Source organism: Dissulfurimicrobium sp. (assembly GCF_049968175.1).
In the GTDB taxonomy this organism is placed as follows: domain Bacteria; phylum Desulfobacterota; class Dissulfuribacteria; order Dissulfuribacterales; family Sh68; genus Dissulfurimicrobium; species Dissulfurimicrobium hydrothermale.
In genome coordinates, this window is record NZ_JBMFRG010000011.1 from 1 (window position 1) to 14,056 (window position 14,056).

The 14,056-nt window shown below is 52.6% G+C and carries 10 protein-coding genes; 4 read left to right on the forward strand and 6 right to left on the reverse strand.

The features are described 5' to 3' along the window. A partial coding sequence (gene cas5c, locus ACP5SG_RS02300; protein ID WP_428121614.1) for a type I-C CRISPR-associated protein Cas5c occupies window positions 1–442 on the reverse strand: 442 nt, incomplete at its 3' end. Between the two features lie 120 nt (window positions 443–562). Beyond that, a complete protein-coding gene (gene cas3 / locus ACP5SG_RS02305; protein WP_428121618.1) occupies window positions 563–2,809 on the reverse strand; it encodes a CRISPR-associated helicase Cas3' in 2,247 nt (748 codons plus the stop codon). Between the two features lie 258 nt (window positions 2,810–3,067). Here cas3 and ACP5SG_RS02310 point away from each other — a divergent pair, with 258 nt between their 5' ends. The 3 genes from ACP5SG_RS02310 to ACP5SG_RS02320 are packed head-to-tail and all read left to right on the forward strand — an operon-like array spanning window position 3,068 to window position 8,099. Beyond that, window positions 3,068–4,015, forward strand: a complete 948-nt coding sequence (locus ACP5SG_RS02310; protein ID WP_428121621.1) for a helix-turn-helix transcriptional regulator — start codon at window positions 3,068–3,070, stop codon at window positions 4,013–4,015. Next, complete coding sequence (locus ACP5SG_RS02315) at window positions 4,012–5,277, forward strand: metallophosphoesterase family protein (protein WP_428121625.1); 1,266 nt, start codon at window positions 4,012–4,014, stop codon at window positions 5,275–5,277. The genes ACP5SG_RS02310 and ACP5SG_RS02315 overlap by 4 nt, the downstream gene beginning before the upstream one ends. After that, window positions 5,274–8,099 carry an AAA family ATPase gene (locus ACP5SG_RS02320; RefSeq protein WP_428121628.1) on the forward strand — a complete coding sequence of 942 codons (2,826 nt, stop codon included), beginning with the start codon at window positions 5,274–5,276 and terminating at the stop codon, window positions 8,097–8,099. The genes ACP5SG_RS02315 and ACP5SG_RS02320 overlap by 4 nt, the downstream gene beginning before the upstream one ends. Here the strand turns inward: ACP5SG_RS02320 and ACP5SG_RS02325 are convergent. From ACP5SG_RS02325 to ACP5SG_RS02340, 4 genes are read right to left on the reverse strand one after another with little or no spacing between them, the layout of a single operon-like run. Beyond that, window positions 8,068–10,389, reverse strand: a complete 2,322-nt coding sequence (locus ACP5SG_RS02325; RefSeq protein WP_237889198.1) for an ATPase, T2SS/T4P/T4SS family — start codon at window positions 10,387–10,389, stop codon at window positions 8,068–8,070. The two genes, ACP5SG_RS02320 and ACP5SG_RS02325, sit on opposite strands and share 32 nt — an antisense overlap. Before the next feature lie 2 nt (window positions 10,390–10,391). Beyond that, window positions 10,392–11,936 (reverse strand): hypothetical protein, encoded by a 1,545-nt coding sequence (locus ACP5SG_RS02330; protein WP_428121634.1) that lies wholly within the window; start codon window positions 11,934–11,936, stop codon window positions 10,392–10,394. Between the two features lie 42 nt (window positions 11,937–11,978). Next, the gene (locus ACP5SG_RS02335) at window positions 11,979–12,593 is read right to left on the reverse strand and encodes a GTP-binding protein (RefSeq protein WP_424661498.1); all 615 of its coding nucleotides are present in this window, start codon (window positions 12,591–12,593) and stop codon (window positions 11,979–11,981) included. Between the two features lie 3 nt (window positions 12,594–12,596). Beyond that, window positions 12,597–12,989 carry a roadblock/LC7 domain-containing protein gene (locus ACP5SG_RS02340; RefSeq protein ID WP_237889201.1) on the reverse strand — a complete coding sequence of 131 codons (393 nt, stop codon included), beginning with the start codon at window positions 12,987–12,989 and terminating at the stop codon, window positions 12,597–12,599. Between the two features lie 212 nt (window positions 12,990–13,201). Here ACP5SG_RS02340 and ACP5SG_RS02345 point away from each other — a divergent pair, with 212 nt between their 5' ends. After that, window positions 13,202–14,056, forward strand: a complete 855-nt coding sequence (locus ACP5SG_RS02345) for an HDOD domain-containing protein (protein WP_237889202.1) — start codon at window positions 13,202–13,204, stop codon at window positions 14,054–14,056.

Consider the following 14,056-nt stretch of genomic DNA (forward strand, 5'->3'; position numbering starts at 1 on the left):
GTTGCCCATTGCGCAGGCGGCGTAAAACGATGTTGTAATGCCCTTCCTCGGTGTCGCGTTCGCCCCATTCCTTTTCCACCTTCTCGAAGTGCGCTTCAATGACGTAATCCACATCCTTCAAGACCATGGCGGCGCGCTGCTGGCGGGACTCGGTGGTAGCGATGTAGAGCGGCTTATTCGCGCCCTTCATCACCTGCAAGGCGTTATCCACTGATACTTTATCGCTCACCTCGTTGCGGCGGATGTTGGTGAACTCGATTTCGCGCAGGACGTGGATTTTGTCTATCACCCAGCGGATGGCGGGCTTCCAATAGACCGCCTCGATGATGCCGCGCGCCGCCGACGGGGTGATGACGTCGTAACTGACGCGCTCTACCTTCATTTCGGGACGGGTGAACAGGGCGTAGCGCCCCTGAACTCGGATGGTGATACCGTATCCCATGTGTCGAACCTCCTTTCGTGTTATTGTGTCATTGCGAGACCTGCGGAGCAGGTCGAAGCAATCTCCTCGGAACAGGGGATTGCTTCGCCGCCTGCGGCGGCTCGCAATGACATAGATAAATTAGAACAACAACCCATCCCCGCCGCCGCTTTCGGGGACGAGCAGACCTCTATCAAGGTCATAGTACGCTTTCATGCAGTCTGGATTGAGAACATGATAAGTGTCGTCAATGGTCAAAATCACTCCTTTTGAACTGAGTTTGTCGAACTCGCCCTCGTAAATCGAAACGGTGTAGGGCTGAAGTTTCCGCAGGGTGGAGAAGGGATACTCGGTGTATTTCAACTCCTCGATGAGACGTTCTGCCTCCTCGTTGTAAGGGATAATCACCGTCACAGTCGGGTCTTCGATGATTTGGAAGGCGCGCGCCGCCGTCTCAAACTTAAACCTGCCCTCGGCATCATCGAAGCAGTCCATAATACGCTTTACATCGAACGCCTGCGGGTCTTGCAGGTTATACAGTTGTCCGAAGAACGCTTGAATCGCGGGGATGGAAATCGGCGCTTCGGCGTGGTCGCGCAATACCATGCGGGCGACTTCAGCTGTTTGCTTGAGGAAAGATGATGTGCGCTTGATGTACTCTGATCTCGGCTCGAAGACGAACATCTCACTCACGCCGCGCTTCATCTCGCGATTGACGCGTCCCGCCGCCTGATTGATGGAATCCAGCCCGCTCAGGGCGCGGTAGCCGACAGGAAAGTCCAGGTCAATACCTGCTTCCATGACCGTAGTCGAAACCACGCGGCAAGGCTGTTCTCTCAATAGCCTTTCCTTGATTTCTGCCAGTTTGGCGCGGCGATGGGCGGGACACATCAACGTCGAAAGGTGAAAATTCCCCTCGCCCTGCAAGCCGCCGAAAAGTCCGCTGGCGTGGCGGCGAGTGTTGACGATACACAGGGCTTGCTCGTGCGCGTTCAGGCGGGCGAGCAGGTCTTCATCGGTTAGCGTCCCCAAATGTTTCACTTCCACGCGCTTGTAGAAGTCAAACAATTCCTGCGGATTGGGCGCGAGTTCTTTGACTTCGGTCTTTTCAGGTAAAAAGCGCTCCAGCCCCGGCTGGGTGGCGGTGCAAAAGACCGTGCTCGCGCCATAGTTGACCACCAGTTCCCACACCGCCGCCATCGCCGGGCGCATATACTCGCGCGGCAACATTTGGGCTTCGTCGAAGATGATCACGCTCTTGGCTAGGTTGTGCAGTTTGCGGCAGCGCGATGACCTGTTGGCAAACAGCAACTCGAAAAACTGCACATTGGTCGTAACCACGATGGGAATGTCCCAGTTTTCCGCCGCCAGTTTGAGCTTGGCATAGACGCTGTTGGTACGGTTGTCCGCATCCGCGCCCTGCTTGCCCTCCCAATCGAAGTTGGAGTGATGTTCCAGTACGTTCTCTTCGCCCAAAAAGCCTTTGAAGACGCTAGCGTTCTGCTCGATGATGGTGGTGAATGGGATGACGTAGATGACGCGCTTCAAGCCGTGTTCGGCGGCGTGATGCAGGGCAAACGCCATCGAAGCCAGCGTCTTGCCTCCGCCTGTTGGCACTGTGAGCGAGAAGAAGCCAGGCTTTTCGCTTTTGCCCTTCTCGATGCAGGCATGCAGGATTTCGTTGCGCTTGCGGTTGATATCGCTGGTCGGGTTCTCGAACTGCTTCAGGTGCGCGTCCAGTTTATCGTGCAGGGTCAGGATGTCGTCGTATCCGCCGCGCGGCTTGGCGCCTTTCATGTAGGTTTCGGTTTCCTGAAAATCGGCGTCCACCAGAGCGGAGTAAATCATGCGCGTCAGAAAGGAGAGCGAAAAGCCCAAATAGTCTTTGGGTGGCTTTTCGGGCAGGATGGGCAGGCGCAACGGGCGGATTGGCAAACGCAGCGGAAATGACAACTTCGACAAATCCAACTCGCTCTTGTATTCGCTGTAATTGGGAATGTTATTTTTCAGCCGCCCGCAGAGAGTCCTGCCTTCCAGGTCGGTTTCGCTGCCGTAATCGGGCAAGCCCGCGTGATGCCCCATGATGGGATACGCCAGCAATTGGGCAAAGATCTCCTGCGGTTTGCCCGTTAGCAGCGCCCTGAGTTCCTTTGCTCCTGCCGTAGAGTGATTTACGCGTGGACCACCCTCCAGCCGCTTTTGAAACTCGGCGGAGTATTTGCCCAGGTCGTGAATCAATCCCGCAATGTATGCCAGTTCTGCTACATTGGCGTCCGCGCCAAATTTACACGCTAGTTTTGCGGTGTTCTGCAAATGCTCGATGAGCGGCTGCCACTCTTCGCGGTCTTCGTCCTCGCGGCGGTGGGCAAAAGCTTTTTTGCCACCCATATCCTTACCTCTTCCCTCCTGATTCGGCAATCCATGGGCTTTGAAATACAGTTGTCTATTGTTGAACTTTAATGGCTGCAGAATGTGTTGGATAGTGTTATGCCCAAGGAGATGTTGCCTTTAAAGTTCATTTTATATATTGCAGATGGATTGCATAGCGCATAAGTTATTTTTTATAGTGATTATATGTTATTTTAACATATACACCCTTTCATATAGTGAGCGGGCAATGAAAATATTTTTTTGAAGGTGTTTTTTATGAGTCAGATGGAGCGTATCTATTTTTTTCATAGAGAGGTTCTTAAGAAAAGATATCCTAACACCAGGACGATCAGGGATGAGTTCGGTGTCAGCGAATCCTCGGCAAGACGCGACATCGAATATCTGAGGGAGTTTCTCCTTGCCCCCATAGAGTTTGACAGGGCCAGAAACGGCTATTTCTATGCCTCATCAGGCTTTCGTCTGCCCTTTGAAAACGTCCCTGAGATCATAGCTATGCTTGGAGTGCTGCACAAGATGGCGGAGGAGGCGGGGTTATCGGCCCTGCCTGAGGTTACGGCATTGCAGGAAAGGCTTTCTGCGATCCTGTCACCTGAGAGCAAACGCCTGGTGAATGCGATTCGTTTCGAGAAGATAGAGGCTGAGCCTGTGGCCAGTGAAAGGATCAAGCTGATACTTGATGCCATACAACAAGGCGTAGCCATTTGCTTTGATTACCACAAGCCTAACGGCGAGAAAAGCCGACGCATGGTTGACCTGTTGAGACTTTTGAACTACCAGTGGCGGTGGTATCTGGTGGCCTTTTGTCATCTGAGAAACGCAATGCGGATATTTCATATACCCCGCATGAGTGCGATCGAATTAACAGGAGAGAGATGCCGTGTGTGCGAGATAATAAATGAAAATCTCGATTCGCTGCTCAATAAATCCTTTGGGATATTCAAGGGTAACGATGTGAAAACCGTAAAGATTTTATTTGGCGGGGATGCGGCGGCAATAGTCAGGGAACAGGTCTGGCACCCTGACCAACAGCTGGAGGATACGCAGGATGGGCTTGTGCTCACGCTGAGGGTCACGGATTTCACCGAGATCATAATGAAGACGCTTCAGTTTGGAAGCCGGGCGCAGGTGCTCGAGCCTGAGGCGTTGAGGATTGAGATGACAAGAGAGATAGAGAGGATGTCTCATAAATATAAATTGATATGAAACCATTTAAATTTGTCCATGCCGCCGACCTGCATCTGGGCAGTCCGTTCAAGGGTTTGAGCGCCAGGGAGCCGAATGTAGCCGAATTCCTGCACCATGCTGCCTTTCTGGCGTTTGATAAACTTGTAAGCCTCTGTATAGAAAGCAAGGCCGATTTTCTCCTCCTTGCCGGTGATATATTCGACACGGCGGGCAGGGGGCTAAAGGCCCAGCTCGTTTTCAGGGAAGGGCTTGGAAGGCTCAGGGCGCACGGGATCAGGGTGTTTGCGGTTTTCGGCAATCACGATCCATTGTCAGGCCGACTGTGTCCTGTTGATTGGCCTGAGAATGTGCATTTTTTCGGCGCGGAGGCCGTGGAAGAGGTGATTGTCGAGATATCGGGCGGCCCGGCCGTTTCTGTATCAGGTATAAGCTACCGCGAATCGGCTGAGCGGCGTAACCTTGCAAAGGAATTCAGAGGCGGTACGAAGGGTCTTTTCAAGATCGGATTGTTGCATTCCAATGTCGGGCGAGAAGAGGGATATGAACCATATGCCCCATGTGAGATATCGGATCTCATAAGGGCAGAGATTGACTATTGGGCCTTGGGGCATGTGCACGAAAGGAAGATCTTGCACGAAGACCCTTATGTAGTCTATCCCGGAAATATCCAAGGCAGGAGCATAAGGGAACAGGGAGCGCGCGGGTGTTTTTTCGTCACGGTTGACGGTCTTGGCAGGGTACGGCTCGATTTCAGGCCGCTCGATGCGGCTCGGTGGACCTCGCTGGCTCTGGATGTCGGTAAGTTCGAATCCATGGGTCGGCTTGAGGACGCTATCTTTTCCGCTGTCGAAGGCCTTTTGAAAGGGGCGGATGGAAGGCCGGTCATCTGCCGTCTCGCCCTTACAGGGCGCAGTTCTATATGCGGCGAACTGAGGAGGGAGTGGGGTGCGGATGAACTCATGCAGCGCATAAGGGATAGATTTATTAAACAAGATCCATTTGTTTTAGTTGAAGGGTTGTCCATCGACTGTATGCCCGCAATAGATCTGGAGCGCATGCGGAAGACGGATGATTTCCTGGGGTTTTTGCTTAGAAAGGCGGATGAGCTGCGCGGCTTGGGAGGGGCCAGGGCGGTCCTTTTTGAAGAGGTCCTTGCCAGACTCTTTTCTGACCGCCGTGTGAAAAAGGTGGTAGGCGGGCTTACGCCCGATGAACTGGAAGGGATGCTCAAGGAGGCTGAATTCCTCTGTCTTGATATGTTGGAAGGCGGTGACAGATGAGGATCGCGGGTTTCCATATAGATGGATTCGGCATATTTCATAACGTGCATGTGAAGGACATGCCAGGTGGCCTTGTGCTCTTCCACGGCGAGAACGAGGCGGGCAAGACCACGCTCCTTGCGTTTTTGCGGGCCGTTCTATTCGGTTTCCCGCGCAAGGGTTCAAACAAGGAAAGGTTTTATCCGCCGTTGATGGGTGGCGGGCACGGCGGCAGGGTGTTTTTGATCCACGATTCATTTGGAGAGATCGTTCTTGAGAGGCGGCCGGGCAAGGACGGCGTCTCCGCCTTTGAGAGGTCGTCCGGTCAAAAGATAGATCCGGATAAGTTCCTGGGCATGGTGACGCCGGAGCTTTTTAAAAATGTCTACGCCTTCAGTCTAAGCGAACTCCAGCGCTTTGAAGGTCTTGATGACGACTCGGTGAGGGCGGTCATCTACGGGGCAAGTGCGGGGCTTGGTATGTCCATGCTGCCCAAGATTCAGGCGGAGCTGGAGAGGCGGATGAGCGCCCTGTTTAAGCCAAAAGGGAGGGACCAGGAAATAAACCGCAGGCTGAAGAGGCTTGAAGATATAAGGGCCGAGCTGCACGACCTGGCAGCTGTTTCAATGCATTTCGGGGATAGAGAAAAGGCGCTCAAGGCAAAGGAGGCAGCCCTCTCCGACCTCAATGACAAGTTGATTGAGCTGAAGGGCCTAGATTCAAAGATAGAGGCCTATATAAGGCTTTGGCCCGATTGGGTGCGGCTCAAGGAATTGAGGCTGGAGCTTGAGTCTATGTCTCGGGAGGTGCCAGGTGATTTTCCAGAAGACGGGGTCGCGGCACTCGATAGGCTGCTTGAGCGCCGTAAGGAGAGGATCGAAAGGGCCGAGGGGCGTCTGAAGGAATATTCCGCCCTGTGTGTCGAGATAGAAGGCTTGCAGGTGGATGAGGCGGTTGTTTCACGCAAAGACGATATAGACCGCATCCTCCGCAAGAGAGACCTCTATCGCCATACAAAAGGCGAGCTCGACAGGATGCGTCATCAGAGGGCTGATGAGGCGGCGAAGATCGAAGAGATGAGGAGGGCCATGGCCGCGGAGGGATGGGTTGATATAGGCGCCGTCGCCTCACGGAAAAAGATGGCCGACCTCCTCTCCAGATGCATTGCAGAGCGAAGGGATGTCGAGGGCAGGCTTGATCTTTTGGACGAGGTGCTTAAAGACAAGGAGACGTCGATAGAGGGCCTTAAAAGGGGGATTGACAGCCGCAAGAGGGCGATCAGGTCTGCCCTTTCAGGTGTAGCAGGGCTTTTAGCGGCATTTTCCCTGTTTTGGTCCATCTTGTCCATCAGGGCGGCCCGTTACGGCGAAGGTTGTCTTTGGGCTGTGGTAGCGGTTTTTTTTACGGTATGCGGCTGTTTGGCGGCAAGAGGTGGGTTCGATAAAGACAGGTCCATCAAGGAGATGGCGGCGCGTCTGGCCGGGCTTGAAGATGAGGTGGCGCATAAGGCCGGCGAGCGGGATTCATTGAAGGAGCGCAAGGCAAGACTTGATGAGGAGGCGGAGCGTTTAAAGGCCGAGATCGGTCTTGCCGGTGAGGTTGTGCAGGAGGACCTGGATGGGGTCATAGAATGGGCGGAAAGGGTTGCCTCACGGCATGACGCCCTTAGTGAGGCCGAAAGGCGCCTTGGCAGGCTTGATGAGGCTATAAGGCAGAGGAATGAGGAGATAAAAATATATTGCTCAGAGATCGACGCCCTCTTTGAGACGCTCGGCAGGCGGCTTGAGGGAGACGTGGAAGATGGGCGGGCGCTTGCTGCCCTTGACGGTCTTTGTGAAGAATTGAGGCTGAGCAGCGACAATTGCATAAAGCGCAGGGAAAAAGAGAAACAGCTTGAGAGGGTCTGTCGGGAGTTTTTGGAGCTGGAAGGCGAGCTCGGCATGCTCACCATGGATTTAGATAGGCTAATAAGGGCCGGCGGCGCAGCGGACATAGAAGGATTCAGACGCCTTGCCGGTATGCATCAGAAAAAGATCGATATCGTTAAGGAAATAAATAGACTTGAGGGCGCAATCGAGGCGGCCTCCGGAGAGAATATCGGGGTGCTGGCCAGGATCTTCGAGGAAAAAGATCCAGCGAGGCTCGAATCAGAGCATGAAGACCTGACCGCCAAGATAAGGGCGATCGAGAAGCGGATGACCGATGAAAACCGGGCGATAGGGGAGATCAGGCATGATATGCGCGACATGCTCGCTTTTGAGGATAAGATTTCTGTGCTCAAGGCGGAGGAAGAGGGTCTTGTAGCGGAAATACGCCTGCTTTCCATGAAATGGGGCAGCCTTTGTCTTGCCGCTTATCTCATAAAGGAGACGAAGAGGGAGATTGAGACCGATCGACAGCCTAAGGTGGTAAGAGACGCCAGCAATTTTTTCAAGACGATCACCAGCGGCGCGTATGACAAGATGATCATCCCCCTTGAAGGCGGTGTAATCGAGGCGGTCGGCAGCGACGGCGCAAGAAAGAGGCCTGAGGAACTGAGCCGCGGGACAGCCGAGCAGCTCTTTCTCGCTCTAAGGCTCGGCTACATATTGAATTGCGCAGAAAGCGGGGTGATTCTGCCCATCGTAATGGACGATATCCTTGTAAATTTCGACCCTACAAGGGCCGCCTCTGCAGCCTCGGCTATCCTGGACATTGCGCAGACGCATCAGGTGCTGTTTTTCACCTGTCACCCTGAGACGGTCTCGATCTTTAAAGGGCTCGCCCCGGATACGGCGATCTACAGGCTTGGGAACGGGCGGATCGAACCATCTATCTTATGCAAACAGCCCTTACCTGCCTGATATCTGTGTCTCCCTGGATAACCTTCAGTATCCCATCCTGTTTGAGCGTAAGCATGCCGCTCTTTACGGCCCGCTCTTGTATCTCGTGCACAGGTCTTTTTTGTTGGATCAGTTCCTTGAGGCCGTCGTCTGCGACCAGGAGCTCGTGTATGGCAAGTCTGCCCTTATAGCCGGTGTTATTGCACAATGCACAGCCCTTGGCCCTGTAGAGCGTGATGGTCCCGGCTCCGATCAGGTTGAGCGGTCTTGTCGGGTGACCGCCGTATTCGTCTTGCAGTTTTCGGATCTCGGCCTCGTCGGGCTGGTAAGGCTCCTTGCATCTGGGACATAGGCGTTTTGCAAGACGTTGGGCCAGCACCCCCAGGAGTGCATCTCCGAAATTGAAGGGGTCCATGCCCATGCCAAGGAGCCTCGTGACGGTCTCGGGGGCGGAGTTTGTATGGAGCGTCGAAAAGACCAGGTGACCTGTGAGCGAGGCCTCTATGACTGTCTTTGCGGTCTCTTCGTCTCTCGTCTCGCCGACCATGATGACATCCGGGTCGGCGCGCAGAAACGCCCTCAATATCCGGGCAAAGTCAAGGCCTATGGATGGTTTGACCTGCACCTGTCTCAGCCCTTCCTGCACGATCTCTACAGGGTCTTCGGCCGTCCATATCTTTTTTTCTGGTCTGTTGATGTAGCCGAGCGCTGCATGCAGGGTAGTGGTCTTGCCGGATCCAGTCGGTCCGACCACTAGTATGAGGCCGTACGGCATCTCGATCATGCGTTTCAGTTCCGAAAGGTTGTGTTCCAGTATGCCCAGGTGGTCGAGCGGCATGGCATTCGAGCCAGGCAGGAGCCTGAGGACAGCGTCTTCGTTGTAGCCGACGGTCGGGATAGTAGCAACCCTTAGTTCAATAATATTTCCATCCCTGGTCTTGAATTTTATTTTTCCATCTTGCGGGAGGCGCTTTTCGGCTATATCCAGCCCGGCCATGATCTTAATCCTTGATATGAGGGCGTGTTTATAATTAAACGGTACCGTCTGATAGTGCATACAGTCTCCGTCTATCCTGAACCTAATCAACGCCCCGCGTTTCCCTGTGAGGGACTCGATGTGGATGTCCGAGGCCTTTTTTTGATATGCATCGTCGATGGTCTGATTGACGAGTTGGATGACTATATTATCTTCGCCGGTACCGATATTGGCGGCGTCATCAAGTTCCGGTTCTTGCGGCGCCTGCGCCTCATCTATGTTCAAGGCCTCGAAGACATCTTTTTGGGCCTTGTCTGATGCGGACCTTCCGTAAAAATAATCTATGAACTTATCGATATCTTCCTTGAGGGAGACTGCGAATTCAAAGTTTGCCGCCTTCAACGTCCTTCTTATGTTGTCGATCTTTGTAAGGTCATGCGGATTGTCCAGCGCCACCAGGACTGCATAGGGTCCGTCTTTGACTGGTACGCAGATGTTTGTCCTGAAGAAGTGTTCTTTAACCCCCTGGATACAAGATGGGACTGCCTTGATTTCATTTTCGTTGAATTCCACAAACGGGCAGCGGTAATATTCGCTCAATGAGCGACCTATTTCGGCCTTGCTCACCCCGAATTGCTTTAGGATGACGTCTTCGATGGATGATCGCTCCCTCCTTGCTATGTCTTTCGCCAGTTCCAGATCCTTTTCGCTCAAGGCCCCACGGCTTACAAGATAGTAGAACCTGCCATATTTCTGTTTTGTATGGCTGAGGGCGTCGAGTCTTTCGCCAGCATTTCTAAACCCGGGGTCGATCCGTATTATCTGTTCCAGGTCTTTGATCGCAAGCGGTATTGAGCCTGTGCGTTCATGCGTAAGAGATAGACGGTAAAGGGTCTCAAGCCGTTCGTCAGGTTTTAATGTGGGGTCTTTCAGCGCCTCACTGAGGTGCTCGATGGCATCGAAGGGCATGTCCATAAGCAGATAACATGCGCCTATCTTGGCGTGTATTTCCCCCGGGGGCAGGTCTGTCTTGAGAAGACCCTTTAGTTCCGAGACCGCCTCGGAATAAAATCCAGCCTCTATAAGCCCGAGGGCGTTTTCAAGCCTCTCCCTGTTCGCCTTCGCCAGACCTTTCCGCGTGACAGGTATTTGGGTGTCAAGTTCATTGAGGCGTTTTTCTATCTCCTTTGCAAGCCTGTGAGACGGGCCTATGCGATCGAGAAGGTCGCGATAGATGGCCGCGGCCTCGTCTTTTAATCCTTGTTTCATGTAGAGATCGGCCTCTATGAAGCTTGTTTCAATGGACATCTCGGCCTGATTTGCTGGGTTTTTCATAGTCATTGTCCGGCAATGGAACCCGCCGATATGAGCGGGATGGATTCGCCCTGATCGTTTTTGATCTCGCCAACGGCGTAATGCGCCTTTTCTTCGGACGGTACCCAGACCCAGTTTCCTTGCGCGGAAAATAGGATAGTCTCCGAGTCAACGAGCAATGCCGTCGCCCTGTCTTTGTCGCCGTCGTAAAGCACGATCACGATAGGTTCTTTGTCGGTAGCTGCAGGTGCGGGCCAAGGGGGGGCGGCGATGTCTATCTCGATCTCTCTGAGTTCCGCCTCATCCTTTTTTGCAAGTTCTCCGTTTAGCAGCGACCTGAGCCTTGTCCACGGCCATGTCTTGAGCATCTTGAGCGGCATGGCGTCCAGTCTCCTGATCTTTTTCCTGGCCCACCATGCCGGTTTCCCCTCAAAGGCTATCTCGCTGGGCACAAAGGCCACCGTCTTTCCGCTCCAAGAGGTCATGGCAAGCCTTTGCCACGGGCATCTGTCCGCCGGCACCTGTCGTGTTCCTTCTTGGGCGACTATGGTCTTTTTCGCCGCAGACTCAGTGTCTGCCTGAAGGGGGGCCGCTGTTGTCTTTTCCGACGTCTCGGGGCGTATTTCGTCATGAGGCATCGGGCGCTCCAGCTCGGGCATCTCCTTGAGGAGGGTGGCCAGTTGCTGCTCTAGGTCTTCCCTTATCCCCCTATAAAAGGTACATAACTTTTCCATGCCCGGCGTTTGCGCCATCAAATCTTCTACAGGCACCATGCGGGCTATACATCTGTTTAAGGCGTCTACATGTGAATCCAGGGTCTCGCGGACCATGGGTGCGATAGAAATGGCCTCAGCCGATTGAGGCGCCGAGGCCCCGGCCTCTTGAAAGTCTTCTTCCAGCTCCAACTCCAGCTCAGCCATCTCCATAGGCTGTCCCTTGGCCTCTTCTGCCGCAGGCATGGTGGATTTATCCCCTTGAGGCGGGCCCTGCAGCCGATCCGACGGCTGATCCGGATGCCCTGGCACTGGCGACAGTTCCTCGTTTAATTTGTTTATAGAGGAGGTCAGCAGCTCAAACCATAATGTCCCACCGGATATCATATCTTTTATGGCGTCCACCCCTTTTTGCATGGCCTTTAGGCCATTTATGGACATTGTGCCAGGAGATGCCAGCATGAGGTCCAGTATCCTGTCCATCAGGCGCGGCATATCGCCCAAAAGCCTCTTTTTATCAGGATCGAGTGCAGAGAGCAGCCTTGAAAGCGCCTCTTTGAAGAGGAGGATGTTTGTATCGGTTACTTCCCATTCGAGGGTCAATAGGTGCTGTTGGCACTTTTCAATAAGTTCATCCATCGGTTGCGAGGGCGATTGTAATGGTATCTGATGCAATATATCAGGCGCTGGCGGTTCCGGCGCATGCGGTGCGCCAGATTGCGTCTTGACGTCAATCACCTTGCCGGTGACCGGGTCGATCTCTATCCTTTTCGAAGGATTGAACAGATCATCAATGGCACTGTCAATCTCCGATCCAAATACATCAATGCCGGCGTCTTGTTTCGTGTCTGTCATTGCCGTTCTCCTGATCATCCATCGGCGGGACAGGCCTGCCGTTTAACTTATCAACATGTTTTTTTTGGCCACATAGCGTACGGTGCGTTTGCTTATTTCCTTCAGGGTCTCAAAGACCCCTATGCCCTTTATGGCCGCTGCCTCAAATCTGGGTACCCCCAGGTCGTTGTTGAGATCTCTGTCGAGCTCTTCAATACTGATTGTAGGTACTGGGGAAGATACCAGATCGCGTTTGTTGTATTGCAGCACCAAGGGGATCTTGTTTAATGAAAGGCCATATTCAGTCAGATTGCGTTTAAGTTCCTCAAGGCTTTTCTTGTTTTTCATCTGGCGCACCCTCAAGGAATCGGCGACGAAGACTATACCATCTACACCTTTCAGTACCAGTTTCCGCGTTGCCTCGTACAGGGCCTGACCAGGTACGGTATAGAGCTGGATGCGTATATCGAATCCGCCGATCTTGCCGAGCGTCAGGGGCAGCAGATCGAAAAACAGCGTACGTTCGCCTTTTGTTTCTATGGTGAGCATCTTGCCCTTGGTCTTCTCGCTCATGGCGTTGTATATGTAGAGGAGGTTTGTGGTCTTCCCACACCTGCCGGGGCCGTAATAGACGATCTTGCAATGGATTTCCTTTTTGCTGAGGTCGATTAGGGCCATAGCTTAGGATTCAAAGAGGTCTTTTAAGGTCTTGATCAGCTCCGCAACCCTGAGCCTTACAAGCCCCAGCGAGATGTTGTCGCTGAAGATGCTGACCATGATGAGATCGTTGTTGACCCTGGCGAAGTGCAGACTGTCTTTTTTTCCTTTGTGGAACAACAGCGAGAAATCATCCTCCCCTATCAGCTTGGCGAGTTGTGAAGTGGCTGCGAAATTCGCAGCCGTAAGCGCGGCGAGCGACGTGATGTCTATATCGGGGTTGCCGCCGCAGCTGGCAACGATGTTGCCGGCCTGATCCAGCAGGAGGACCGTGTGAACGCCTGCCTTGATAAGGGAATCGTTTATTTTGTTGCGTGCGAATTCCAGGGCGGAGGTGGTAACAATGAGGTCTGTCATATGAAAGATATTCCGTTTGCCGTTTTTATTTGTTATATCAAATTTTAGGTGATATATCTATAAAAAACTTAATTTATGGGCCTGTCTACAGATATTTTAAATCTAGTTATGTTTTATCGGAACGGTTTTTGAAAAAGATTAAATCTGAGTCCCTTTAAAACTTTAAGCCCAAGAGGAAAGAGACCGATAAAGATAAAAGGAGAGAAGAGACTATGCAGGTCTCGCTGATTCAGCGGCTTGACAAGCTGGAAGACCTTCCAGCTGTTCCAAATACACTTTTGAAGGTTTTGGATACCCTGAATGACCCCGATGTCTCTATAAATACACTGGAAAAGATACTCGAAAATGACCCGATGCTTACCGCAAGGCTATTGCGCACGGCCAATTCCCCATATTACGGATTTGCGGAAAAAATAAGCAGTATTTCGAGGGCTATTTTTGTCCTTGGTTTGAATGAGGTCAGGGATCTTATAATAGGGCTTTCTATCTCGGGGATATTTTCGGGCGATTTGGGTTTTGAGGAGTTTACTTCCAAGGATATATGGCTCCATTGTATCGCAGTTGCAAGGGCATCCAGATATCTCAGCGGCCGCGTGGACGGCGTTGACCCTGAGGAGATATTTACAGCGGGGCTTATACATGATATCGGCCGTTTCCTGTTCGGGATATATCTCAAACACGAGTTGCGAGATATCCTGGCCATGAAACGTTCGATGGCCATACCGCTTTCAAACGCGGAGGAACGCTACGGATTGACCCATATGGAGCTCGGCACATACCTTGCTCAGAGATGGGGATTGAGCGATATGCTTAAGGGCGTAATAAGATACCACCACAGCCCGCAGGGTGCAGGCCAGTATACAGTCCATGCATCAGTGGTGTTTCTTGCGGATCAGATATGCCAAAAGCTTAAAATAGGCTGGAATCTAGATGACGATGAGGACAAAAAGATATTATCGCCAAAGGCGTTGGGGCTTGATGTGGATTTTATAAAAGGTGTTGCGCAGAGACTTAAAGATGAGAGAGGGGATATGGAGTCCCAATGGGGCGCTATAATCTCAAGTTAA

What these genes read in the sequence shown, in the direction of transcription:
- cas3 (WP_428121618.1), bottom strand. Translation starts at nt 2,809, where the DNA reads ATGGGTGGCAAAAAAGCTTTTGCCCACCGCCGCGAGGACGAAGACCGC.
- ACP5SG_RS02310 (WP_428121621.1), top strand. Translation starts at nt 3,068, where the DNA reads ATGAGTCAGATGGAGCGTATCTATTTTTTTCATAGAGAGGTTCTTAAG.
- ACP5SG_RS02315 (WP_428121625.1), top strand. Translation starts at nt 4,012, where the DNA reads ATGAAACCATTTAAATTTGTCCATGCCGCCGACCTGCATCTGGGCAGT.
- ACP5SG_RS02320 (WP_428121628.1), top strand. Translation starts at nt 5,274, where the DNA reads ATGAGGATCGCGGGTTTCCATATAGATGGATTCGGCATATTTCATAAC.
- ACP5SG_RS02325 (WP_237889198.1), bottom strand. Translation starts at nt 10,389, where the DNA reads ATGAAAAACCCAGCAAATCAGGCCGAGATGTCCATTGAAACAAGCTTC.
- ACP5SG_RS02330 (WP_428121634.1), bottom strand. Translation starts at nt 11,936, where the DNA reads ATGACAGACACGAAACAAGACGCCGGCATTGATGTATTTGGATCGGAG.
- ACP5SG_RS02335 (WP_424661498.1), bottom strand. Translation starts at nt 12,593, where the DNA reads ATGGCCCTAATCGACCTCAGCAAAAAGGAAATCCATTGCAAGATCGTC.
- ACP5SG_RS02340 (WP_237889201.1), bottom strand. Translation starts at nt 12,989, where the DNA reads ATGACAGACCTCATTGTTACCACCTCCGCCCTGGAATTCGCACGCAAC.
- ACP5SG_RS02345 (WP_237889202.1), top strand. Translation starts at nt 13,202, where the DNA reads ATGCAGGTCTCGCTGATTCAGCGGCTTGACAAGCTGGAAGACCTTCCA.